General features: G+C 70.4%; 24 protein-coding genes. 14 read left to right on the top strand and 10 right to left on the bottom strand.

Translation table 11 applies throughout. The annotated features are described in order from the left end of the window. Nucleotides 1–27 precede the first annotated feature (27 nt). The 3 genes from G4X40_RS10115 to G4X40_RS10105 form a co-directional block, all read right to left on the bottom strand. Nucleotides 28–774, bottom strand: a complete 747-nt coding sequence (locus G4X40_RS10115) for an SDR family oxidoreductase (protein WP_277832134.1) — start codon at nucleotides 772–774, stop codon at nucleotides 28–30. 211 nt (nucleotides 775–985) lie between these two features. Further along, a complete protein-coding gene (locus G4X40_RS10110) occupies nucleotides 986–1,339 on the bottom strand; it encodes a hypothetical protein (RefSeq protein ID WP_277832132.1) in 354 nt (117 codons plus the stop codon). Nucleotides 1,340–1,396: 57 nt separating this feature from the next. Then, nucleotides 1,397–2,383, bottom strand: a complete 987-nt coding sequence (locus tag G4X40_RS10105) for an NADPH:quinone oxidoreductase family protein (protein WP_277832130.1) — start codon at nucleotides 2,381–2,383, stop codon at nucleotides 1,397–1,399. Between the two features lie 152 nt (nucleotides 2,384–2,535). Here G4X40_RS10105 and G4X40_RS10100 point away from each other — a divergent pair, with 152 nt between their 5' ends. The 5 genes from G4X40_RS10100 (at nucleotide 2,536) to G4X40_RS10080 (ending at nucleotide 6,305) form a co-directional block, all read left to right on the top strand. After that, entirely contained in the window at nucleotides 2,536–3,180 is a 645-nt protein-coding gene (locus tag G4X40_RS10100; protein WP_277832128.1) for a TetR/AcrR family transcriptional regulator, read from the top strand. A 248-nt stretch (nucleotides 3,181–3,428) separates the two neighbouring features. Next, nucleotides 3,429–4,232, top strand: coding sequence for a phosphatase PAP2 family protein (locus G4X40_RS10095; RefSeq protein ID WP_277832126.1), 804 nt, complete (start codon nucleotides 3,429–3,431; stop codon nucleotides 4,230–4,232). Between the two features lie 512 nt (nucleotides 4,233–4,744). Further along, the gene (locus G4X40_RS10090) at nucleotides 4,745–4,999 is read left to right on the top strand and encodes a hypothetical protein (RefSeq protein ID WP_277832124.1); all 255 of its coding nucleotides are present in this window, start codon (nucleotides 4,745–4,747) and stop codon (nucleotides 4,997–4,999) included. A gap of 47 nt (nucleotides 5,000–5,046) precedes the next feature. After that, complete coding sequence (locus G4X40_RS10085) at nucleotides 5,047–5,547, top strand: gluconokinase (RefSeq protein WP_277832122.1); 501 nt, start codon at nucleotides 5,047–5,049, stop codon at nucleotides 5,545–5,547. Nucleotides 5,548–5,591: 44 nt separating this feature from the next. After that, on the top strand, nucleotides 5,592–6,305 hold the full coding sequence (locus G4X40_RS10080; RefSeq protein WP_277832120.1) for a haloacid dehalogenase type II: 714 nt from the start codon (nucleotides 5,592–5,594) through the stop codon (nucleotides 6,303–6,305). 10 nt (nucleotides 6,306–6,315) lie between these two features. Here the strand turns inward: G4X40_RS10080 and G4X40_RS10075 are convergent, their stop codons facing one another. Continuing rightward, on the bottom strand, nucleotides 6,316–7,161 hold the full coding sequence (locus tag G4X40_RS10075; RefSeq protein ID WP_277832118.1) for an SDR family oxidoreductase: 846 nt from the start codon (nucleotides 7,159–7,161) through the stop codon (nucleotides 6,316–6,318). A gap of 57 nt (nucleotides 7,162–7,218) precedes the next feature. Continuing rightward, nucleotides 7,219–8,115, bottom strand: a complete 897-nt coding sequence (hsaC, locus tag G4X40_RS10070; protein WP_277832117.1) for an iron-dependent extradiol dioxygenase HsaC — start codon at nucleotides 8,113–8,115, stop codon at nucleotides 7,219–7,221. Between the two features lie 139 nt (nucleotides 8,116–8,254). Here hsaC and G4X40_RS10065 point away from each other — a divergent pair, with 139 nt between their 5' ends. The 5 genes from G4X40_RS10065 (at nucleotide 8,255) to G4X40_RS10045 (ending at nucleotide 12,155) form a co-directional block, all read left to right on the top strand. Next, nucleotides 8,255–8,710: a MarR family winged helix-turn-helix transcriptional regulator gene (locus G4X40_RS10065; protein WP_277832116.1), complete on the top strand. Its 456-nt coding sequence runs from the start codon at nucleotides 8,255–8,257 to the stop codon at nucleotides 8,708–8,710. A 32-nt stretch (nucleotides 8,711–8,742) separates the two neighbouring features. Further along, nucleotides 8,743–9,948, top strand: coding sequence for an HNH endonuclease signature motif containing protein (locus tag G4X40_RS10060; protein ID WP_277832115.1), 1,206 nt, complete (start codon nucleotides 8,743–8,745; stop codon nucleotides 9,946–9,948). A gap of 81 nt (nucleotides 9,949–10,029) precedes the next feature. Further along, nucleotides 10,030–10,488 carry a nuclear transport factor 2 family protein gene (locus G4X40_RS10055; protein ID WP_277832113.1) on the top strand — a complete coding sequence of 153 codons (459 nt, stop codon included), beginning with the start codon at nucleotides 10,030–10,032 and terminating at the stop codon, nucleotides 10,486–10,488. A gap of 87 nt (nucleotides 10,489–10,575) precedes the next feature. Continuing rightward, entirely contained in the window at nucleotides 10,576–11,493 is a 918-nt protein-coding gene (gene pheA / locus G4X40_RS10050; protein WP_277832111.1) for a prephenate dehydratase, read from the top strand. Then, entirely contained in the window at nucleotides 11,490–12,155 is a 666-nt protein-coding gene (locus G4X40_RS10045; RefSeq protein ID WP_277832110.1) for a histidine phosphatase family protein, read from the top strand. The genes pheA and G4X40_RS10045 overlap by 4 nt, the downstream gene beginning before the upstream one ends. A 31-nt stretch (nucleotides 12,156–12,186) precedes the next feature. Here G4X40_RS10045 and G4X40_RS10040 read toward each other — a convergent pair whose 3' ends face one another. After that, complete coding sequence (locus G4X40_RS10040; RefSeq protein ID WP_277832109.1) at nucleotides 12,187–12,537, bottom strand: metallopeptidase family protein; 351 nt, start codon at nucleotides 12,535–12,537, stop codon at nucleotides 12,187–12,189. A 64-nt stretch (nucleotides 12,538–12,601) separates the two neighbouring features. After that, nucleotides 12,602–13,762, bottom strand: coding sequence for a septum formation family protein (locus G4X40_RS10035; RefSeq protein ID WP_277832108.1), 1,161 nt, complete (start codon nucleotides 13,760–13,762; stop codon nucleotides 12,602–12,604). A 26-nt stretch (nucleotides 13,763–13,788) separates the two neighbouring features. Here G4X40_RS10035 and G4X40_RS10030 point away from each other — a divergent pair, with 26 nt between their 5' ends. From G4X40_RS10030 to G4X40_RS10020, 3 genes are read left to right on the top strand one after another with little or no spacing between them, the layout of a single operon-like run. Further along, entirely contained in the window at nucleotides 13,789–14,262 is a 474-nt protein-coding gene (locus G4X40_RS10030) for an ankyrin repeat domain-containing protein (protein WP_277832107.1), read from the top strand. A 60-nt stretch (nucleotides 14,263–14,322) separates the two neighbouring features. Then, nucleotides 14,323–15,582 (top strand): serine--tRNA ligase, encoded by a 1,260-nt coding sequence (serS, locus tag G4X40_RS10025; protein WP_277832106.1) that lies wholly within the window; start codon nucleotides 14,323–14,325, stop codon nucleotides 15,580–15,582. 7 nt (nucleotides 15,583–15,589) lie between these two features. After that, entirely contained in the window at nucleotides 15,590–16,471 is an 882-nt protein-coding gene (locus G4X40_RS10020; RefSeq protein ID WP_277832105.1) for a hypothetical protein, read from the top strand. A gap of 48 nt (nucleotides 16,472–16,519) precedes the next feature. Here G4X40_RS10020 and G4X40_RS10015 read toward each other — a convergent pair whose 3' ends face one another. Next, nucleotides 16,520–17,251 (bottom strand): hypothetical protein, encoded by a 732-nt coding sequence (locus tag G4X40_RS10015; RefSeq protein WP_277832104.1) that lies wholly within the window; start codon nucleotides 17,249–17,251, stop codon nucleotides 16,520–16,522. Between the two features lie 18 nt (nucleotides 17,252–17,269). Then, the gene (locus G4X40_RS10010) at nucleotides 17,270–18,562 is read right to left on the bottom strand and encodes a hypothetical protein (RefSeq protein ID WP_277832103.1); all 1,293 of its coding nucleotides are present in this window, start codon (nucleotides 18,560–18,562) and stop codon (nucleotides 17,270–17,272) included. Between the two features lie 501 nt (nucleotides 18,563–19,063). Between G4X40_RS10010 and G4X40_RS10005 the strand changes: the two genes are divergently transcribed. Next, entirely contained in the window at nucleotides 19,064–20,332 is a 1,269-nt protein-coding gene (locus G4X40_RS10005) for a lipase family protein (protein ID WP_277832102.1), read from the top strand. A 10-nt stretch (nucleotides 20,333–20,342) separates the two neighbouring features. Here G4X40_RS10005 and G4X40_RS10000 read toward each other — a convergent pair whose 3' ends face one another. Then, nucleotides 20,343–21,962 (bottom strand): MBL fold metallo-hydrolase, encoded by a 1,620-nt coding sequence (locus G4X40_RS10000; protein WP_277832101.1) that lies wholly within the window; start codon nucleotides 21,960–21,962, stop codon nucleotides 20,343–20,345. Nucleotides 21,963–22,044: the final 82 nt, after the last annotated feature.

The raw sequence follows: 22,044 nt of genomic DNA, 5'->3' as shown, positions 1-22,044 counted from the left end.
CCGCGCGGGTGTGCCGGGATCGGCAGGTCAAGCCGCCCCGCCGTTGACGAAGATCGTTTGGCCGTTGATCCAGCGCGCCGGACCGGCGAGGAATGCGGCGACCTCGGCGACATCTGCCGGTGTGCCCAGCCGCCTCATCGGGTTGGCGGCAGATATCCGCTCGATCAGTTGCGGCGACTTACCTTCGAGAAACAGGGGGGTCGCCGTGGGGCCGGGCGCGATGGTGTTCACGGTGATGTCTCGCCCCTCCAACTCTCGGGCCAGGATCAGTGTCATCGCCTCGATTGCGCCCTTCGAAGCGGCGTAGGCGCCGTAGGCCGGCGACTGCAGGCGGGTGATCGAGGTCGAGAAGTTCACGATCGCCCCGCCGGCGCGCACCGACCGGGCGGCGAGTTGGTCTACGACGAACGTGCCCCGAACATTGACCCGTTGGATGCGGTCGAAGACGTCAAGGCCCATCTGTGCAATAGGGGCCAGCGGCATGATCCCCGCAGTGTTGACCACGACATCGATACCGTCGAACTCTCTTACGGCCGTATCGAATACGACAGCCATCTCTTCTTCATTCGCAATGTCGCCGGTTGCGGCGATCACCGGCGCCCCTGCGCGGCTCATCGTCGCGATCACGTCGGGAGTACGCGCGGTGCGACCGCTGTGGTGGGCCACCACTGCCATGCCGTCTCGGGCAAACCTTTCGGCGATCGCTGCGCCGATTCCTCCCGACGCGCCGGTGACGAGGGCGACCCGCTTGGCCTTGGTGATCGATTCGGGCACGGCGACTCCTGCTTCGGATTGGTCGGTGGTGGCGGCACCACCCGCTCGCTCAAAGCATCGCCTGTGGCGATGAATCAATCCAATAGTTCTCTCGCAACGATCATTCGCTGCGAGCGAACGGCCGCGAGAAGCGTGAAGGCGGATAGACGGCGAACCGCGGTCCGCGTCCAGCGTCGGACGGTCGCCGGGCCGATCCCACGGCGAGTGCCGGCTAGTTGCTGCCGCCGTTGGCGATCTCCTGCTGCCGAAGGATCGCGTCGCACTGCTGCGGAGTGTTCCCCTGAACGGAAATGCAACTCTGGATGTCGCCCGACGTGGGCGGTGCTCCGCAGGCGACGCCACACTGCACGTAGCCCGGGACGTATGACCCGTCCGGATACGTGCACGTGTCGAGGGTGCAGGTGTAATCCCTGCCGTTCGGATCTACGTGCGACGTCACCGCATCCGCAGAGGTGGCGACGGCCGCGCCGAACACGGTGAGGATGCCCGCCGTGGCGCAGATCGAAAGCACGCCCCGCAGAGTCCGCATCGTCCTCGCCGGCCCTTCGTAATGTTCCGTCGCCACCGACTCAACGTCCCCTTGAATCGGCTCATCCGCCGGTTGTTTGCCCTCCAAGGCGGCTCAGCGCACCTGCAGCACGATCTTGCCGATGCCGCGCCGGGTGTCCATGTTGTCCAGGGCGGCCGAAGCCTGGCCCAGCGGGTGGACCTCGCCGATCAGCGGGTCCAGCTTGCCGTCGGCCAGCAGCGGCAGGAGGTCGGCCCACTGCTCCTGCAGGTAGGCGGGTCGCCGCATCCAGTACTCACCCCACGCGACCCCGACGACCGAGATGTTGCCCAGCAGCAGTCGGTTGACCTTGACCGTGGGGATCTCACCGGCGGTGAAGCCGATCACCAGCAGCTTGCCCTCGGGGGCCAGGCAGCGCAGCGAGTCGGTGAACCGGTCCCCGCCGACCGGGTCGACGACGAGGTCGACGCCGCGTCCGCCGGTGAGCTGCTTGACCGTGTCCTTGAAGCCGGGGACGTCGTCGGACCCGCCGACCAACACCGCCTCGTCCGCTCCGGTGCGGCGGGCGAACTCGGCCTTCTGCTCGGTCGAGACCACCGCGATCACCTTGGCGCCCAACGCATGTGCGAGCTGGACACTTGCGCTGCCGACCCCGCCCGCGGCACCGTGCACCAACACGGTGTCGCCGGCGCGCAGTCCGCCGCGGTGTACCAGCGCGAAGTGTGCGGTGAGCACGTTCATCGGGATGCCCGCGCCCTGCTCGAACGACAGCCGATCCGGCAGCGGAAAGGTGGCGACCGGATGGGCCGCAACGGTTTCCGCGAATCCGCCGAGCCCGGGAAACGCGACCACGCGGTCGCCGGCCGCGAACCCGCTGTCGGCGGGTGCGGTGCGGACCACGCCCGCGACCTCGGTGCCCGGGACGAACGGCAACGGCGGCTTGATCTGGTAGAGCCCGCGCGTCTGCAACAGGTCGGGGAAGGTCACACCGGCGGCGTGCACATCGATGAGGACCTGCTCGGCCGATGCCTCGGGCTCGTCGACGTCGACCACGGTGACGGCGCCGGGACCGTCGAGGGTGGAGATCTGTACCGCGCGCATGGCAATCCTTTCGGTGGAACCTTCCGCTCAGGCGGTACCCATCGTGTCAGACGGCGGCGCGGGGGACGAGGCCGATCGGCCGCTGTCTCGCTGCCTCCGTGCCTCGTTCGTCGGCCGGCCCACGCCACCGCGGCACCGGCTAGGCTCGTGGCGTGAAACCCGTGTGCGTGTCCGACGAGGACGGGTCGACGTCGGCCGACCCGCCGCGCCGCAGGGACGCGAGCGCGACGCGGGAGGCCCTCCTGAACGCGGCCCGCGCGCTCATCGGCCAGCACGGTGTGGATGCGGTCAGCACACGCGACATCGCCGCGTCCGTCTCGGTGAACCAGGCGCTGGTGTACCGCTACTTCGGCTCGAAGGACAACCTGATCGCCGAGGCGCTCGGCGGCATCCCCTCGTCGCTGCCGACTGCGATCGCGAACGCGCCGCTGTCCGACCTCCCGCGCGTCCTGCTCGCGCACGTGCTCGACGTCAGCGCTCGCTCGGGGGATCAGGCGACCGCCCTCTCGACGCTGGCGGCCTCCGCGAGCAACGAGGCGATGCGGCCGCTGATCCGGGCGAGGATCGAGTCGGCCATCACCACCCACGTGGCGGCGCGACTGGACGGCCCCGACGCGAAACTGCGCGCGGAACTCATCGTCGCACTCACCGTCGGGATCGTGATCATGCGGGACAAGATCGCCACCCCGGCGATCGCCGCGGTCGATCACGGCGCGCTCGAGAACTACGTCGACCGGATGGCCGCCGTGTTGCTCGAATGCCCCTCCGGTTCGGAGACCGGCGCCGCGCAGGGCTGAGGCCGGCGCACACCCGCGGAGTGCGGGCGGGCAAGTCCATGACCGACGTCACAGCCCGGCATGTAATCACTCGTTGACTTGGTGTGCAGACGTTTCTACAGTCTAAGTAGTCAGTCGATTACTTATGAAGGCAGTCTGCTCGGAACCTGGGCCTGTACTGCTGTGGCCAGTGGAGGGTGCGGGCGATGGTAGCCGTCCCGAACGGGTCGAACTCGCGAACTGTCGGGGCTCCCGTGTGGTTTCGTTCCGTGCGTGAGGCCGTGCGCGGGCGCGGCCGCGAGGCCGTCGGCCAACTGTCCCTGACCACTGTGCTGTATCTGGTGTATCGCTACGGCAGGGTGCTGGTCCTCCACCACGAGGCCCGGGCGTTCGCCAACGCGAGGTCGGTGTGGGACCTCGAGCGCGCGGCGCACCTGCCGAGCGAGACGTCGCTGAACGCGTTCTTCGCGAACTCCGAACTCCTCGCGATACCTGCGAACGTGTACTACGCAACGGTGCATTTCCCATTCGCGATCGCAACCCTCGTGTGGCTGTGGGTCTTTCGCGCCCCGCTCTACCGGTGGACGCGTAACGTCATGGTCGGCCTGACGGGAACGGCGCTGCTCGTCCACATCTTCTTCCCGCTCGCGCCGCCGCGGATGATGCACGACCTCGGGTTCGTCGACCTCGCCGCGGTGTACGGCGAGTCCGTGTACGGGTCCCCGGAGACAGACACCCTCTCGAATCAGTTCGCCGCGATGCCGTCGTTGCACATCGGCTGGGCGCTGCTGCTGGCCCTCGCGCTGTGCTTCGCCTTCCGGTCCCGTTGGCGCTGGCTGTTTCTCGCCCATCCGCTGATCACCACCGTCGTGGTGGTCGCGACCGCCAACCATTACTGGCTGGACGGCATCGTCGCGGTCGCGCTCATGGTCGTGGTGATCGCCCTGGTGCGCGCGGTGAGCGCGTGGCAGGCCCGTCGACGAGTCGCGAACGGGGAACCGGCGAGTGAGGGCTTGTCGCCCGGCGAGCCGGTGGAGGAGCCCGGCCGTCAGCTCGTCACCGCACAGAGGTGAAGCCGCCGGTGCGTGCACCGGCGGCTTCACCGTTTTGCGGGGTGACGACGCCCGCCATATCGCCTCTCGGCAAGTGGTCGCACGAAGCGACGATTCTGATGTGGTACCCGGGGTATGTCCGGACGCCGTCAGCTTCTACAACGCCTCACGCGCGCCGTTGTTCCCTGCGCGCTCAGTTGTCTGCGTCACGTCTCCGTGGGGGAAGCGGCGCGCGCAGACGCGGCACGCGGGAAGGTTGTCCCATGGTGATCGATCGACTGGTCGTCTTCGGCGGCACCGGCGACCTGACGGTGCACTACCTGCTGCCGGCGTTGGCGCCGTCCGAGGTGGCCCGGGTGGTCGCGGGTGCGCAACCGGCAACTCGCGGATCTGGTCCCCGAAGAGGCAGTCTTTCGGGTGGACCACTTCCTGGCGATGCGGCCCGTGCAGAACATGCTCGCCGCCAGGCCGGCCAATCCGGTGCTCGCATTGTCGTGGGACAGCCGGCACATCGAGATCATCGGGGACGAGACGTGGTCGGCGACACCTTCGACACCCTGTTCCCGGTCACCCTGTCCGCACCCCCACCGCCGCCCGGCCTGCCGGCCTACGGACGGCTGCTGCGCGACGTCTTTTGCGGGGATCCGACACTGTGCGTCCGCGGTGACGAGGCCGAACAGGCGTGGCGGGTCGTGGCGCCGGTGCTTTCGACGTGGTCGCGTGGTCTGGTACCGCTCGCGGAGTACCCCTCCGGTTCGTCCGGGCCGGCCGGTGGGGCGGGTTCGTGAATCATTCAGGAGGCGAAGGCCGTTCGCGACCGCCGTGCATCGTCGTGATGGGTGTGTCCGGGACGGGGAAGACGACGATCGGCCGAATGCTCGCCGCGCGACTCGGTCTCCCGTACGCCGACGCGGATGACTTCCACACCGCGGCGAACATCGCCAAGATGTCGGCGGGCGTGCCGTTGGACGATGCGGACCGCCGGCCCTGGCTGTCGACGGTCGGCGGCTGGCTGCACGACCGAGTGGCCGAGGGGAGCGGCGGTGTGATCGCGTGCTCGGCGCTCAAGCGGAGCTACCGCGACATCCTGCGAGCCGCCGCGCCCGACGCCTTCTTCCTGCTGCTGATCGCCGACCGTGCCCTGCTGAGTGAGCGGCTGGACCGGCGGGGCGGTCATTTCATGTCGGCCTCGCTCCTGGACTCCCAACTGGCGGCGCTCGAGCCACTGCTTGCCACGGAAGCCGGTGCCGCACTTCACGTCGGACCGGGCCCCGAGGAGATGGCGGAGCAGGCGTTCGCCCTCGTCCGGGGATTCGCCGGCCGGGGACCCGATTGACGCCGCCGGACATGGACTCGTCAGTGGGGTGGTTGGATGAGCGGATGATCTTGGCGAACCCGCCGCTGGCGTTGCTGTTCGACGTGCAGGGCACGGCGACCGACTTCCACTCGACGGTCACGTCCGCCGCCCGGCGGATCAGCGCCGGACGTTGCCCGGACGTCGACTGGGAAGGTTTCGTCGATCGTTGGCGTGCAGCCTATTTCGAGGCGACGGCCCGCAGCGGTGACGGCTCGCGGTGGCGCACCGTGCAGTCGATGTACCGGGACGCGCTCGATGTTCTGCTGGCCGAGGACGGAATCGAGGTGTTCTCGGCGGCCGAACGTGATGAACTGGCGTTTTCGTGGCAGCAACTCGATCCGTGGCCGGACACGGTGCCGGGGCTGGCGAGGCTCAAGTCGCGGTACACGCTGGCGACACTGTCGAATGCGGACGTGAGCGCGGTCGTGAACATCTCCAAGCACAGCGGGCTGCCCTGGGATGCGATATTCGCGGCTGAGATGGCGGGAGCGTTCAAGCCGGACCCCGCGGCCTACCGGATGGCCGCGACCTATCTGGGACTCCAGCCCGAGCAGATCATGATGGTCGCCTGCCACAAGTACGACCTCCGGGCGGCCGGGGCGCTGGGGCTGGGCACCGCGTTCGTGGCGCGGCCGCTCGAGTTCGGCGCGGGCGGTGTCGTCGACACCACCTACGAGGACGAATTCGAGATCAACGCAGCAGACTTCGTCGACCTGGCCGAACAGCTGGGCTGCTGAAGCGCCCGTGTCAGGGCCTGTTCGGTGCCTGGCGCGCGAGCTTGGTGAAGTACCGGTTGGCAACGCGCATCGCCACGCTGTACGGGTACTCGAACTTGCGTTGCAGGAAGAAGGCGTAGCGGACGTCCGGCGAGGTGTAGACGTAGTAGCGGTTGCGTTCGACCCCCCGCACGATCGCCGCCGCGGCCTGCTCCGGCGAGGCGGCCCGGCGCAGGAAGATCCCCAGCGCCTTCTCGACGCCAGGATCGTGGCGGTCGACCGTGTTCAACTCCAGGGTGTGCGCCAGTGGGGTCGAGACCGCGCCCGGGCAGACCAGGCTCACCCGGATCCTGTGCTGCGGCAACTCGTATCGCAGCACCTCGGAGAGCCCGCGCAGGCCGAACTTGCTCGCGCTGTAACCGGCGTGCCACGGCAGTCCGAAAAGCCCTGCGGCCGAGGACACGTTCACGATGTGCCCACCGCGTCCGGTGGCGACCATCGCGGGCAGGAACCGTTCGATCACGTGAATCGGCCCCATCAGGTTCACGTCGACGAGCCGGCGCCACTGGTCGACGGTGAGCTGGTGCGCCGGAGCCCATGCGGAGATGCCGGCGATGTTCATCATGATGTCGAGCGGACCGACCTTCTCGCTCACCGCCCGCTCGAGCGCGGCGACGTCGTCGTGATTCGAGACGTCCGCGACCTGGTGCCAGACGACCGCGTCACCGAGTTCTGCTGCCAGCGTGGCGAGTCCGACCGGATCGCGGTCGGTGAGCACCAGGCGGGCGCCGCGGGTGGCGGCCAGTTCGGCGGTCGCCCGGCCGATCCCGCTGGCGGCTCCCGTGATCAGCGTGGTCGCACCGCTCAATGAGGTCATGTGCGGTCAGCGTAGTCGGATCGGCGCGCCCGCGGGGCCGTTGACGACCCGGCCCGGTCAGTGGGCTCCGGCGGTGAAGTCGTGCCCCCACAGGCTCAGCTCGGTCGACTCGCGCGCGATCCAGTCGCCGTCATCGACTTGCAGACCCTCGCAGCCGAACTCGATGTCGAACCCGCCCGGCGCCTTCATGTAGAAGCTGAGCATGAGGTCGTTGACGTGACGTCCCAGCGTTCCGCTCAGCGGCACTCCGCGGCGCTTGGCGCGGTCCAGGCACAGGCCGACGTCGTCGGTGTCGCCGACCTCGATCATCAGGTGGATGATCGCGCTCGGGGTGGGCATCGGGAACAGGCCCAGGCTGTGGTGGCGGGGGTTGCAGCCGAGGAAGCGAACCCATGCGGTGTCGTCGGGGTCGCGGCCGACGAACGAACCAGGCACCCGCAGTGAATCGCGCAGTGCGAAGCCCAGTACGTCCCGGTAGAACTCCAGCGTCGCGTCGTCGTCGGTGGAAGAGAGCACGATGTGACCGAGCCCCTGTTCGGCGGTGACGAAGCGGTGCCCGTAGGGGCTGATCACCCGGCGGTGTTCCAGTGCAGCGCCGTGGAAGATCTCGAGGGTGTTGCCTGCGGGATCGCGAGTGATCAGCATCCCCTGCACGCGACGGTCGCGCAGTTCATCGGGGGTAGCTGCGCGCCAATCGATCCGGTGCTCCGAGAGTGACCGTGCGATGGTGTCCAGTTCGCCGGCGTTCGCGGTCTCCCAGCCACAGGCGAGCAGGCGGTCCTGCACACCGGACTCGACGATCAGCCGGGCCGGGAAGTCGTCCATGCGCAGGCGGAGTGCGTCGGGCCGATCGCTCCGACCTTCGATCATGCCGAGGACCTTCAGCCCGAACTCGCGCCAGGCGTCGAGATCGGTCGCGGTGAAGCGCAGGTAGGCCAAGGACCGGATTCCCATTCTCGTGTCTCCCATCGTCGCGTCTCCCATCGGGGCGTGTGGTTGGTGGTGACGCCCGAGATTAATGATCAAGTCAATGATTGGCAATGCCAAGTATTGAGGAATGGGGACCCGCGGGCGACGGAACTAGGCTCGCACCATGAGTTCGTCCCCGGTGAAGGCGCCCGAATCGCTGTTGTCCAGGCCCGGCTACGTGCTGGAGCGGGCAGCGCGGATGGTTCGGCAGCTGCACGCCGAAGGCCTCGCCGGGGTGGGCCTGCTGCCGCACCAGCACGCGATCCTGTGCTGCCTCGACGAGTTCGGCCCCGACCACCAGAAGGCCGTGGCCGGACGTCTGCGACTGGACCCCGGCGACATCGTCGCGTACCTGGACGGACTGGAGACGAACGGTGCGATCACGCGCGAGCGCGACGCCCGTGACCGCCGACGGCAGATCGTGTCGATCACCGACTCGGGGCGCGCCACGTTGGCCGCTGCGGAACGGGCGCTCGACAATGCCGAGAAGCAGGCGTTCGCGGCGCTCGACGGCGAGGCCAGAACGGCGTTGGGTGAGCTGTTGGAGCGGGTGTACGCGGACCTGGTCGCGCGCGACTGAAGCTTGTCAGTGGCCCGTACCAGTGTTCGAGTATGTCGATCGGGCTGGCTGATTCGGGCGTGGAGGGTGCCGCCGTCGATGCTGCGTTGTCGCAGGTCGAGGCCGGTGTCGACATGCTGCGCCGGGCCGGGTTCGACGCCCTGACGAACACCGGTCGGATCGAGGTCCTCGAACGGCTCGAATGCGTCGCGCGCACGGCCCCGGCACTCGGCCGCACGCTGATCAACCAGCTCGGCGAACAGGGCGCTGCCGGCGAATACGCGGTGCGCAGCCTGCGCGAACTGCTCGTGACACGACTGAGTATCACCGGACCGGACGCTTCCGGCCGAATCGCCGCCGCCCGGCAGCTCGGCGCAACCCACACCCCCACCGGGCAGGCGGTCGCGCCCGAACTTGCCGCGACCGCCGCCGCCCAATTCGACGGCGTCATCGGCACCGACCACGCCCACATGATCCGCCGGTTCCTCGCGCACCTACCGGCCGCGGTCGGGGACGACGAACGCGCCGAGGCCGGACACGCGCTCGCCGCGCTCGCCCGGCAGGCCACCGCCACCGAAGTCCAGGCACGTCGCGACACCCGCAGCCAGGGCAAACGCCAACACGACGCCCTCAAAGTTGGGCTACGCGCCCTGCTCGCCTCCGGGGACCTGGGCCGGCACCGCGGACTGCCGGTCACCGCGATATTCACGCTCGACCTCAAAGAACTGCAGCGGGGTGCCGGAGCCGCGGTGACCGGTGGCGGCACCCTGCTGCCGATGCGCGACGCGCTGCGCATGGCCGCACACGCCCACCACTACCTCGTGGTGTTCGACAAGCACACCGGCCGGCCTCTCTATCTGGGCCGCGCCAAACGCCTCGCGAGCGCCGACCAACGCATCGTGCTGCACGCCCGCGACATCGGCTGCACCTATCCGGGCTGCGACGCCCCCGCCTACCACTGCCAAACCCATCACCTGGATGAGTGGGCCAACGGTGGCCGCACCGATGTGGACCGGCTCACCCTTGCCTGCGGCACCCACCACCCCCTGGTCGGCAACGACGAAAACCAGTGGGCCACCACCACAACCCGCCCCGGCCGGTCCTGCGCCGGACGCACTCGCCGGCACCCACCCGCCCGTCTCGACCCCGCACGAGCCGGTCGCATCAACCACCACCATCACCCCCTCGAACACCTCACCAGTGCCGGCGACGGCCGTGAAGGGGGTGACGACGAACCACGGAAACCCCACTGCGACTGATGTTTTTCCCTGTCCGGGAGCAGACTCGACAGCGACCGTTCGCGCCGCAACATGCATCCGCAACGTGCAGAGGAGTACACGATGACCGAACTACGGCCCTGCCCACCGTTCGGGGAGCAGTCCGCTCGGCAGAAGGTGCAGGCGGCGGAGGACGCCTGGAACAGCCGCGATCCGGAGCGGGTGGCACTCGCCTACACAGAGGACTCGGTGTGGCGGAACCGGGATCGCTTCGTCTCCGGCCGCGCCGAGATCGTCGCGTTCCTGCGCGAGAAGTGGTCCCGAGAGCTGGACTATGCACTGCGCAAGGACCTGTGGGCCTTCCACGACAACCGGATCGCCGTGCGATACCAGTACGAGTGCCGCGACTCGGCGGGGCAGTGGTGGCGCAGCTACGGCAATGAGCTGTGGGAGTTCGCCGCCGACGGCCGGATGCGTCGACGTGAATCGAGCATCGACGACGTCCGCATCGACGAGACCGAACGCCGCATCTTCGGCCCTCGGCCGGCCGCCGAGCGGGGAGCGGAGCTGCCGCTGCGGTGAGGCGGGCGCACTGCGGAAGCGGCAGCTGTGTCCCCCGCCTCCATGACGGGCCGATGCGAGCGGGATCGAACACGTAGAGTTTCCTGCGTGCAGCGCATCGCATTCTTCGGACCGCCCGGGACCTTCACGGAGGCCGCGCTGATGCAGCTCGAGGCCGAGGGCTCGGTCGCCGGGCCGATCGAGCGGGTCTCCGCCGCGAGCCCGCCCAAAGCCCTCGAACTCGTGCACGCCGGCGAGGTCGAGCTGGCCGTCGTGCCCATCGAGAGCTCGGTGGAGGGCCCGGTGCCGCCGACCCTCGACGCGCTCACCTTCGGCCCGCGGCTACAGATCCTCGCGGAGACCGAACTCGACGTGGCCTTCTCGATTCTGGCCCGCCCGGGCACCACGGCCGACCAGGTGCGGACCATCGGCGCCTATCCGGTCGCCGCGGCTCAGGTGCGTCAGTGGCTCGATGCCAACCTGCCGGCCGCGACCGTGGTGCCGGCCAGTTCCAACGCGGGCGCCGCCGAGGACGTCGTGGCCGGAAAGGTCGACGCGGCGGTGTCGACCGCCCTCGCCGGCGACCTGCTCGGCCTGGAGTCGCTCGCCGCCGACGTCGTCGACGTGCGGACCGCGCGCACCCGGTTCGTGCTCGTCGGGCGGCCGACCACCCCGCCGCCGCGCACCGGCACCGACCGCACCGCCGTCGTTCTCGACCTGGAGAACGTCCCCGGCGCGCTGACCCGCGCGATGACCGAGTTCTCCATCCGGGACATCGACCTGACCCGCATCGAATCCCGCCCGACCCGAACGGGGTTGGGCACGTACCGGTTCCACCTCGACTGCATCGGGCACATCGAGGACGCCGCGGTCGCCGAGGCGCTCAAAGCGCTGTACCGGCACAGCCGTGAGGTCCGCTACCTGGGCTCGTGGCCCGTCAAGGTCGTCGCCGGCGCCAACCCGCCGCTCGACGACGACGCCTCCCGCTGGCTGGACCGTGTCCGAACCGGGGAGGAGGCGACGTGAGCGGCAGACTGATCCTGGTGCGGCACGGCCAGACCGTCGCCAACGTCGCACGCCAACTCGACACGCTGCCGCCGGGCGCCGAACTGACGGAGGAGGGGCTGGCCCAGGCCGCGCGCCTCGGGCTGGACCTCGCGCACGAGCCGCTGTCGGCGCTGGTCAGCTCCACCGCGCTGCGCGCGCAGCAGACTGCCGACCCGGTTTCCCGGTTGAGTCACTCGCCACTGCAGGTGCGCGACGGGCTGTACGAGATCCAGGTCGGCGAACTCGAAGGCCGCTCGGACGACGCAGCCCACCACCAGTTCATCGAGGTCTATCAGGGCTGGCATCACGGCGACCTCACCGCACGGTTGCCCGGCGGTGAGAGCGGACGCGATGCGCTGGACCGCTACCTGCCCACGCTCGCCGAACTGCGCGGCGAATACCTCGACCGCGCCGACGCCGGCGATGTCGTCGTCGTCAGCCACGGCGCGATCATCAGGCTCGCGGTGGCGGCGATGACCGGTATCGATGCGCGGTTCGCCGACACCCGGCACCTGGCCAACACCGAGTCCATCGCGTTGTCGCCCACCCCGGACGGCGGCTGGGAATGCGTGCGCTGGGGTGCGATCTACCCGCCGTTCGAGCGGGACCGCCCGGAGATCGTCGACGACCCGATGGGCTGACGCCGGTCGTCGGGCCGGCTTGCGTCGTCCGTCAGCCCCAGCCCCAGGCGTGCAACTGACCGTCGTCGATGCCGAAATAGTGTGCGATCTCGTGGATCACGGTCACCGCCACCTCGTGGACCACCTCGTCCTCGCTGCGGCAGAAGTCCAGCAGCGCCTCGCGGTAGATCGTGATGGTGTCCGGCAGCGCCCCGGCGTAGCTGCTGTCGCGTTCGGTCAGCGCGATGCCGTGGTACAGCCCCAGCAGCGTCGGATCCTCGGGATCGCGCGCCTCGACCAGCACGACCACGTTGTCGATCGCCGCGGCCAGCTTCTCTGGGATCAGGTCGAGCGCCTCGGAGACGAGCTCGTCGAAGCGCTCCTCGGACATCGTCACCGGCATGTCGTCTCCAAGCGGCCGTGGGTGGGAGGGGAAGTGTGTCACCGGGGATCTGGCACCTGCCAGGTCACTGGCCGGGCAGTCGCAGTCCGGGGATGCCAGGCAGCGCCGGTGCGGCCGGGGCGACCGGAGCATCGGCACCCTGACCGGGCGTGCCCGGTTCGATGGTCACCGGGATCGGCAGCGACCGTCCGGGCGGTGCCTTCGGCGGGGGCACCGGCGCGGTGCCGTTGACGGTGATCGGCCCCTTCGCCGAGCCGCCGATCGGCGCGAAACCCCTGCCCGGGATCGGGCTGCCGATCGTGCAGTTGACCTTGCGGCTGCCGGCCATCCACGCCGCGAGGTCCTTGTTGTCCCAGAACAGCGTGAGGGTCTTGTCGGCGAGCGCGTCCGGTGAACCGAGATAGGCGTTGGTCTCCCGGGTGCACAGATCCTCGAGATACGTGTCCTGGTCCGCGGTCGACGGCAGGTCGCCCGGGAACTGTTCGCCCAGGTCCGCGGTGTAGGTGACCTCGACCGAGTGGATCCGGTCGCAGGCCGCCGGATCGGTCGGCAGGCTGCGGTCGATGCCCAGACATGTGCCCGCGTCCCACACCTTCGACTGGTCCTGCGACGCGACCGTGCCGCGGATCGGCGTGAACTGCCGGCCGTCCACGCTGGTCTGCTGCAGGCCGCACCGGACCGTGCGGTCGCCGCCGGCCCACCCGGCATCGCCGGGGTGGATGACGCCGACGGAGAACTTGCCGTGCGGGTCGAGCCGGTTGCCGAGGTAGCCCGCCACCGCCGGCGTGCACATCTCGTCGCGCAACTGCGCGTACCGCAGCGGGCTCGGCTTCGGCGCGTCGCGGCCGAACTCGGAACCCGGGAACGCCCCCAGGTCGATCGATGACGCGACCTCGAACAGGTGCGGGGCCGCGCAGTCGACCTGCGCCAGATCCTGCGCGTCGTCCTTCGTCCAGGTCAGGCATCTGCCCGCCGCGGCGTCGCGGGCCACCGCCGGCTCGACAACCGCGCTCTCGGCCGTGCCCGCGTTGCTCGCGCTCACCGTCGGCGTCCGGTCGCCGCCGGCGAACACCACGGTGACCACACCCGCCGCGACAGCCCCGGCCGCCATCAGGAGCAGGCCGCGACGGGTCCGGGTGGCGCTAAGCCCCAGACGGCGCCGACGGGACCGCGGGCGCGGGCCGTCGGCGCGAGGGTGGTCCTGGTCGGGATCGTCGCGAAGCATTGCCGTCCAGGGTAGCTTCGGCACACATGGGCACCGGGACACCAGGGGATTCGCCGGCGGGCAGGCTCTCGGACGAGGACGAACAGCGCCTGCAGGAGCTGGCCACCCGCGTCTACGCGCTGGCTCGCAGCGGCGACGCGGAATCGCTCGCGGCCTACCTGAACGCGGGCCTGCCGGCGAACCTGACCAACGAGCGCGGCGACACGCTGATCATGCTGGCCTCCTATCACGGGCACGCCGCCGCGGTCCGGGTGCTGCTCGCGCACGGCGCCGACCCCGACCGGCTCAACGATCGCGGGCAGACACCGCTCGCGGGCGCCGTGTTCAAGGCGGAGGACGAGGTGGTCCGGCTGCTGATCGAGGCCGGCGCGGACCCGCACGCCGGCCATCCCTGCGCGCTCGACGCCGCGCAGATGTTCGGCCGCGCCGACTACCTCACGTTGCTGGGCCGTCCGCCGGGTGGACTCAGACCCCAGACCTCAGACCCTGGGACCTTCTGACCCTGGGACCGGTGACGTCGCGGCGACCGGCGGCGGCCCGACCAAGTAGGGTTTGTGCTCGTGATTGACCTGAAGTTCCTGCGTGAGAACCCCGAGGCGGTCCGGACCTCGCAGCGCACCCGCGGCGAGGACCCCGCGCTGGTCGATGCGCTGCTGGCGGCCGACGAGTCCCGCCGCGCCGCGGTGCTCGCCGGCGACACCCTGCGCGCCGAGCAGAAGGCACTGGGCAAGAAGGTCGGCAAGGCCTCCCCGGACGAGCGGCCCGCGCTGCTCGACGGCGCCAAGGAGCTGGCGCAGAAGGTGAAGGACGCGGAGGCCGCGCAGCACGAGGCGGACACCGCGCTCGAGACCGCGCAGCGGGCGATCTCCAACATCGTCCAGGACGGCGCCCCGGCCGGCGGCGAGGACGACTTCGTCACGCTCGAGACGATCGGTGAGCTGCCGGCGTTCGACTTCGAGCCGAAGGACCACCTCGAGCTCGGCGAGTCGCTCGGCCTGCTCGACATGGAACGCGGCGCGAAGGTCTCCGGCGCGCGGTTCTACTTCCTGACCGGGGTGGGCGCGCTGCTGCAGCTCGGCATGCTGCAGCTCGCCGCGCAGAAGGCCACGGCCAACGGGTTCACGATGATGATCCCGCCGGTGCTGGTGCGCCCCGAGATCATGCAGGGCACCGGCTTCCTCGGCCAGCACTCCGACGAGGTCTACCACCTGGCCGACGACGACCTGTACCTCGTCGGCACCTCCGAGGTGCCGCTCGCCGGCTACCACTCCGGCGAGATCCTCGACCTGAGCGAGGGTCCCAAGCGCTACGCCGGCTGGTCGTCCTGCTTCCGGCGCGAGGCCGGCAGCTACGGCAAGGACACCCGCGGAATCATCCGCGTCCACCAGTTCGACAAGGTGGAGATGTTCACCTACTGCAAGCCGGAGGACGCGGACGCGGAACACCAGCGGCTGCTCGGCTGGGAAAAGGAGATGCTCGCCGCGATCGAGGTGCCCTACCGGGTCATCGACGTGGCCGGCGGCGACCTCGGCTCCTCGGCGGCCCGCAAGTTCGACTGCGAGGCCTGGGTGCCGACGCAGCAGCGCTACCGTGAGCTGTCGTCGACGTCGAACTGCACGACCTTCCAGGCCCGTCGCCTCGGCGTCCGCTACCGCGACGAGAACGGCAAGCCGCAGACCGCCGCCACCCTCAACGGCACGCTGGCGACCACGCGCTGGATCGTCGCGATCCTTGAGAATCACCAGCAGGCCGACGGTTCGGTGCGGGTGCCCCAGGCGCTGGTCCCGTTCGTCGGCGCCGACGTGCTGACCCCACGCTGACCGGCTGATGCTCATCGGGCTGGCGGCCGCGCTGTTGGCCTGTTTCGGCTACGGCATCTCCTCGGTGCTGCAGGCGTACGGCGCGCGTAAGTCCGCGGCCGACGCCCAGGAGAGTGGCGCGGAAGGGCACGTCACCGCGACCGGCGGGCCGACGATGCGCTCGACGATGGCGGCCGTGCTCACCGGCGCTTTCATCGTCGGCATGGTGCTCGACATCATCGGTTTCGCCGGCAGTGCGGTCGCCGCCCGGCTGATCCCGCTGTTCCTGTCCCAGACGCTGATCAGCGCCAACCTGGTCGTGACCGCGGTGCTGGGCATCTTCGTGCTCGGCATCCGGCTGCGCACCCGCGACTGGACCGCGATCGCCACCGTGATCGTCGCGCTGCTGCTGCTCGGCCTCGCCTCCGGCCACGAGGGTGGCGGCACCTCCGACCCCGCGGTGCACTGGGGCGTGCTGATCGGGTCGGTGGTGATCCTCGCCGCCGGCGCCGCACTGATCCGGTGGCTCGGCGCGCGGGCCGCGGTCGCGGCCGGACTGGTCGCCGGTGTGCTGTTCGGGCTGCTGGCGATCGCCGTGCGGATCCTCGAGGGGCTCAATCCGTTCGACATCGGCACCATGCTCGCGGACCCGGCCGCGTGGACGATCATCGTCGCCGGAATCGGCGGCTTCTACCTGCACACAGTGGCGCTGCAACTCGGTTCGGTCAACGGCGCCACCGCGGCGCTGGTGGTCGGCGAGACCGTCATTCCGGGCATCGTCGGCGTGGCCCTGCTGGGAGACACCGCCGTGCCCGGCTTGGAGTGGCTGGCCGGTGTCGGCTTCGTCGCCGCGGTGGTCGGTGCCGTCGCGGTAGCCGTGTTCGGGGCCGCCGAACCGGTCGCCGAATAGCCGTTCGGGTGCGGATCGGTCCGGTTTCACGGGAAACCGGACGGGAGATCAGCGCGCGCGGATCGAGGTGATCAGCGTCTTGCCGTCGACGAGGGTGGTCGTGACCGTCTGCGGCCAGGTGCGCTCGGCGCCCTCGGGACGGCGCTCGCGGACGGTGACCGCGTAGGTGTCCGGACCGTCCGGGCGCACCTCCGCGCACCACTGGGTGCCCTTCGGAATGGTGTCGATCCCGGTCTGGATCGCAGCGGCGTCCGGCACCGCGGCGCCCGGCGCGACCGCGCGGTGCGCGGCCGTCCCCGAGCGCAGGTCGTAGTACCCGTGCTCGAACAGGGCGATCGCGTCCGGGCCGTCGACCGTTCCGCCGAGCCCGTTGACCGTCACCGCGCCGTCGACGGTGCCCGCATGGCACCAGGCCGCCGAGGCGGGGGGAGCGGGCGGGGCGGGGACGGCGTGCGGCGTCACCTGACCGGCGCCTGCCGCGAATACGCCCCCCGCGACGACGCCGCCGACGACCGCCAGCCCCGCGACCGTGAGGGCGATCGGCCGACCGAACTCGCGGCGCCGGGGAAGTCCGGTGATCTCGGTCATCGGCGGCAGCGCCGGGGTGGTCCACTGCATCCCGGCGTCGGCGGAGGTGGGCGGAAGGTCGTAGCCCCAGTCGACCCCGGCGGACGGGTGATGCAGGGGAGCGCCGGCGTCGGTCGGTGCCGCGGCATCCGCCGGACCGCCTGCAGGCGCCGGGGAGTGCGCGGAATCCGGGTACCGATCCTGGTCATTCACCTGCATCACCCACCGTCGTCAGTGCTTCAGATCGCCACCGGCGTGCACCTGCACACCGGCGAGGTCGACGTTCACCGGGCCGACCGGGCCCGACTGGGCGGGGGTGAGCGCCGGTGCGACCCGCGCGCCCGCATCACGGACCGCGGCGACCGCGGCGGATCCACCGGGCTGGGCCTCGACCCAGGCGTTCGCCGCCGCGGCGGCGTCGGCGACCGGCGTGTAGTCGATGTCGGTTGCCGCGGTGCGGGAGTCCGCCGCGTTCTCGTCGCCTGCAAACGCGGTCAGGTGCACGGAGGTCGGGCCGGTGTGCTCGACCGCCAGGCCCGCGGTGCCGCGGTCGGCTCCGGTCGTGTAGCCGGCGGTGGCGACCGCGCCGGCCGCGTCGGCGTACACCCGGGTGTTCGCCGAGCCAGGCAGCACGCTGCGGGTGGCGTCGACGTTGACCTGGCCCTCGGCGTGCGGCGGCACCATCGTGACGACCGGTGCGACCGGCGCCGGAGCCGCGGCGGGGGCACTCTGGTCGGCCTGCTGCGGAGCGGGGGAGGCCTGCTCGGCCGGTGCGGGCACCGACTGCTGGGCCGGGGCGGACTGCGGGGCCGTCGCGGCCGGCGCGGTCTGTGCCGGCGTGGTCGGCGCGGGTGCGGTGGCGGCCGGTGAGGACTCGTCGGTGTGCGCGGCGGGCTCGGCGTCGGCGGTGCCCGCCGGGACCGTCTGTGCCGGGGCAGGTGCGGCGATGGTGTCACCGGTCGCGGGGTTGCCGGGGACGGGCAACGGCGCCGTCGGGGCGCTCTTCGGTGCGGGGCCGACAGGATCGGTCACGCCGGCCTGACCGCCGGCGGCCGGGGCCGGGGCCGGGGCGTTCTGGGGTGCGCTCGGGGCGGGCTTGTCCTGGGCCGGAGCGCTGTGCTCGGGAGCGGGCGGGGCCTCGTGCGCGGGTGCGGAGTTCAGGGGCGCGGTGTTCAGCGGTGCCGCATCGGCAGGCGCGCTGTCGGCGGGCGCATGCGACTGCGGCGCCACGTGCGCCGGCGAGTCGGCCGCCGGGGGGACGTCGGTCTGGGTCGCGAGCGGCGCGGTCACGGCCGGCTGGCCCTGCTCGGCCGACTGGTCCTGCTTCTGGTCCTGCTGCTTCTGGTCCTGTTGCGGGGCCTGGCCGGCAGGCTGCTGGGCCGACTGGTCGCCCTGCGTCGGCGCGGGCGCCGGCTGCGCGGGTGCGGCGTTCGCCGGACCGGCGAACGCGAGCGCTGCGGCAGCGACGGCCGCCGTGAGCAGGGCAGCGCCGGGAACGGCGCGGGACTTGCGGTGTCGAGACATGACTACGTCCTTCTCTGGCGATGAACAGTCCCCAGGCGGCGCGGACGGTGCGACGAAGCGCTCGTCCACGGGCAGGTCGGAGTCGATGGGAGAATCACGCGAGCCGGCGACGCGGTCGATCGATCGACTCGACCCTGCGCGCGCGAATACGCCCTCACTGGTCCCCCCCAGGGACAATCGGCCGGACAGCACACCGGGTGCGGTCCGGACACTTCGCCTACCAGTTCCGCCGAGACCTCTTGAGGTCCGCGGGAATCCCCCCGTTCAGGGGCGCGCCCGCATGCTATGTGTGTATCCCGGTGGCGGGCAACGTCGCACCCGCGCTGCAAGGAGGCGAGCAGGGGCGATGCCGGACAGTGAGACGCAACTAACACCGTCGCCGCCGCGGCCCTGTCCGGAATGCGTTCGTTTGCGGCATTTCCGCCGGCGGGTGTCGCGTCTGCGTGCCGTCCATCCGGTCGATGCCGCCGGAATCCGCTCTGACCGTAATAAAGTCGCGTCATGCCGACCACGGTGGTGCCCGCGGTGTCCCCACTGGCGAGTCGCCGTGTTCCTCGCCCCGCCGCCGTGCTCCTGACGCTGATCGCGCTCCTCGGCGGGCTCGCGGTCGGCGCACCGACCACGGGCGCAGCGGAGTTCGGCAGCTCGGTGCCGGAACCGGCGTCGGATCCGTTCTACCTGTCGCCGCCGGGCTTCGAGACGACCGCGCCCGGGACCGTCCTGCGCACCCGCCCGGTCACCATCGCGGCCCTCGGCATACCGACACCGATCCGCGCCGAACAGGTCCTGTTGCGCACCACCGACACCCACGGCACGCCGGTCACCACCGCGGCGACCGTCATGGTGCCGCAGACGCGCTGGCCCGACGGCGACCGTCCGCTGGTCGGCTACCAGATCGCGATCGACGGGCTGGCCGCGAAGTGCAACCCGTCGTATTCGCTGCGCCGGGGGACCGAGGCCGAACTGGCGTTGATCGTGCCGCTGCTGCAGCGCGGCTACGCGGTCGTCGTCACCGATTACGAGGGCCCGCGTTACGCCTACGGGGCCGGCGTGATGGCCGGCCAGGCGACGCTCGACGGGATCCGCGCCGCCGAACGACTGCCGGGCACGGGACTGGCCGCCGCCGCGACTCCCGTTGCGCTGTGGGGATATTCGGGCGGCGGTCAGGCAACGGGTTGGGCCGCCCAGCTGCAGCCGACATATGCGCCGGAACTGAACCTGCGGGCGGTCGCGCTCGGCGGCGCCCCCTCGGACATGCGCGCCGTCGGGCAGCGGATGGACGGGACATTCATGTCCGGCATCTTCCTGATGGGCGTGATCGGCGTGAGCCGGGAGTACCCGGAACTCGCTGATCTGCGCTACCTGCTCAACGCCCAGGGGCGGCAGGCCGAGCAGGTGCTCGGCGACACCTGCATCGTGCCGGGCGCCGCGTACTACCCGTTCCGGCACCTGTCCGACTTCACGACCATGCCCGACCCGTTGTCGAATCCGTTGGTGCAGCCCATCTTCGAGGCGACGCGGATGGGCCTGACCGCGCCGACCGCGCCGGTGTTCCTGTATCACGGGGAACTCGACGAGGGCATGCCGTTCACGATGGCGCAGGAACTCGACCGCGACTGGTGTTCGCGGGGCGCGACCGTCGCGTTCCACCCGGTCGCGCTCGGCGAGCACCTGAGCACCGCGGTGTCCGAGGCGCCCGCAGTTCTGCAGTTCCTGACCGACCGCATTGAGGGGCGGCCCGCGCCGGACAACTGCGGCGGCCCCAACTGATCGGCGCCGATCAGTCCGGCAGCTTCGCGGACCGCAGCTCGTGACCCTTGGAGGTCAGGCAGCGGCCCGACGCCAGGTCCCACTCCCAGCCGTGCAGGTTGCAGGTCAGCTTGCCGTCCTCGACCACGCCGAACTTCGACAGGTCCGCCTTCAGGTGCGGGCAGCGACGCTGAACCTCCCACCCGCACAACTCGATCGAGGCACTGTCGTCGTGCGCCTCGGCGAACCAGCCGTCTGCGTAGGCGATCCGCTCGTCGGTGAGGCACTTGAAGAACGTGTAGAGGAACTCGTTGTAGCCGCCCACCCGCCAGGTGCGGAACCGGGTCGACAGGAAGATGGTGTTCACCCAGTCGGGCTCGTGGTCGCGCAGCACGGTGCGCACCAGCTCACCGGCGATGGTGAAGCCGTAGCGGAACTTGGTCTCGCCCTCGAGGGGTTCGCGGACGGTCCGGGCGGGGAAGTCCAGGACGACCGTCTCGGCGACGTCGCCGGGCGTGCCGATCTCCAGTGCCACCGGGTAGCCGATGCCGTCGCTGATCTGGTCGGTCTGCTTCATGATCGGCTCGAACAGCTCGCGCAACGGCTCGAGCAGCGAGCCACCCGCGGCCGGTGCCCACGAGGCCTTCTCGGCGGCGATGACCGGCGCCATCCGCTGTGCCATGTCCTCGATGTACTCGGCCTTCTCGGTGAAGATCTTCAACACCTCGGACTCGGGTGCCGGGTGGGTCAGCGTGTAGCCGTCGGTACCTTCTGCACCGCCCCCGGCGAAGTCGGCGGTCGAGCCGGGGATCATCAGGATGCCGCGGTGGTCGCCGTGCCGGACCATCTGGTCCAGGAAGACCGTCTGGTCCGGGAAGATGTTCGCCGGGTTGCCGCAGTCGTCGTTCAGGTAGCGCAGGGCGTCGTCGAGGAACACCGGCGGACCCGCCGACGGGATCACGTGCAGGGCGTCGACCTGGTCGATGTAGCTGCGGGCGCGGTCCATCTGGCGCTGCCGCTTCTGGGTGCCGAACGCGTTCTTGGCGCGCTCGGGCATGTCGTACACCCACGGGTACCAGATGGCGCCCGAGTACTGCAGCATGTGCACGTCGATCCGGCCGAACTCGCGCGCGAGCACGTCCAGGTCGATCGGGCGGGCGTCGTTCATGTTGAACACGGTGGTGTCGCCGTCGGACACGACCAGCCCGGAGTCGCCGATCGGGCCGTCCGCGGGGGCGCGCAGCGCGATGATCATGATGTCCAGCTCGTCGTCCGCCGGCGGGGCGTCCGAAGCCCCCACGATCTCCGTGCCCCGGATCCGGTGCTTGACCGAATCCGTGGTCTCGACGAACTTGGTGAACCCGAGGGCCTCGAGCTCGCGCTTGAGGTCCGGCACCGGGTAGTCCGGCAGCAGCACGGTCGCGTTCTTGTTGACCTTCTCGCGCAGCAGTTGCGGGTCGAAGTGGTCCTTGTGCAGGTGCGAGACGTACAGGTAGTCGCAGTCGCCGAGCGTGTCCCAGTCGAGGCCGGTGTTGTCCGGGAACGGGAACCACGACGCGAAGTAGGCAGGGTTGACCCAGGGGTCGCACAGCACGGACCCCGCCCTGGTCTGGATGTGGAACCCCGCGTGTCCGACGCTGGTGACCTGCACTGGTTACCTCCGAGAAGCAGAATGACGACCGCCCCACAGCGTAGCGGCGCGGGACCGGTGATCACCTCGGCCCGCGTTAGGC

It is taken from the genome of Speluncibacter jeojiensis (assembly GCF_029589495.1).
GTDB lineage: Bacteria > Actinomycetota > Actinomycetes > Mycobacteriales > Mycobacteriaceae > Speluncibacter > Speluncibacter jeojiensis.
The sequence above is the reverse complement of the archived record's forward strand: the minus strand, read 5'-3'. Positions and strand labels throughout refer to the sequence as shown.

Bases quoted from the DNA above. Each gene is read 5' to 3' on its own strand.
- G4X40_RS10060 (WP_277832115.1), top strand. From the start codon at position 8,743: ATGTCGATCGGGCTGGCTGATTCGGGCGTGGAGGGTGCCGCCGTCGAT.
- G4X40_RS10065 (WP_277832116.1), top strand. From the start codon at position 8,255: ATGAGTTCGTCCCCGGTGAAGGCGCCCGAATCGCTGTTGTCCAGGCCC.
- hsaC (WP_277832117.1), bottom strand. From the start codon at position 8,115: ATGGGAATCCGGTCCTTGGCCTACCTGCGCTTCACCGCGACCGATCTC.
- G4X40_RS10055 (WP_277832113.1), top strand. From the start codon at position 10,030: ATGACCGAACTACGGCCCTGCCCACCGTTCGGGGAGCAGTCCGCTCGG.
- G4X40_RS10085 (WP_277832122.1), top strand. From the start codon at position 5,047: ATGGGTGTGTCCGGGACGGGGAAGACGACGATCGGCCGAATGCTCGCC.
- G4X40_RS10105 (WP_277832130.1), bottom strand. From the start codon at position 2,383: ATGCGCGCGGTACAGATCTCCACCCTCGACGGTCCCGGCGCCGTCACC.
- G4X40_RS10030 (WP_277832107.1), top strand. From the start codon at position 13,789: ATGGGCACCGGGACACCAGGGGATTCGCCGGCGGGCAGGCTCTCGGAC.
- G4X40_RS10035 (WP_277832108.1), bottom strand. From the start codon at position 13,762: ATGCTTCGCGACGATCCCGACCAGGACCACCCTCGCGCCGACGGCCCG.
- G4X40_RS10010 (WP_277832103.1), bottom strand. From the start codon at position 18,562: ATGTCTCGACACCGCAAGTCCCGCGCCGTTCCCGGCGCTGCCCTGCTC.
- G4X40_RS10040 (WP_277832109.1), bottom strand. From the start codon at position 12,537: ATGCCGGTGACGATGTCCGAGGAGCGCTTCGACGAGCTCGTCTCCGAG.
- G4X40_RS10020 (WP_277832105.1), top strand. From the start codon at position 15,590: ATGCTCATCGGGCTGGCGGCCGCGCTGTTGGCCTGTTTCGGCTACGGC.
- G4X40_RS10080 (WP_277832120.1), top strand. From the start codon at position 5,592: ATGATCTTGGCGAACCCGCCGCTGGCGTTGCTGTTCGACGTGCAGGGC.
- G4X40_RS10075 (WP_277832118.1), bottom strand. From the start codon at position 7,161: ATGACCTCATTGAGCGGTGCGACCACGCTGATCACGGGAGCCGCCAGC.
- G4X40_RS10005 (WP_277832102.1), top strand. From the start codon at position 19,064: ATGCCGACCACGGTGGTGCCCGCGGTGTCCCCACTGGCGAGTCGCCGT.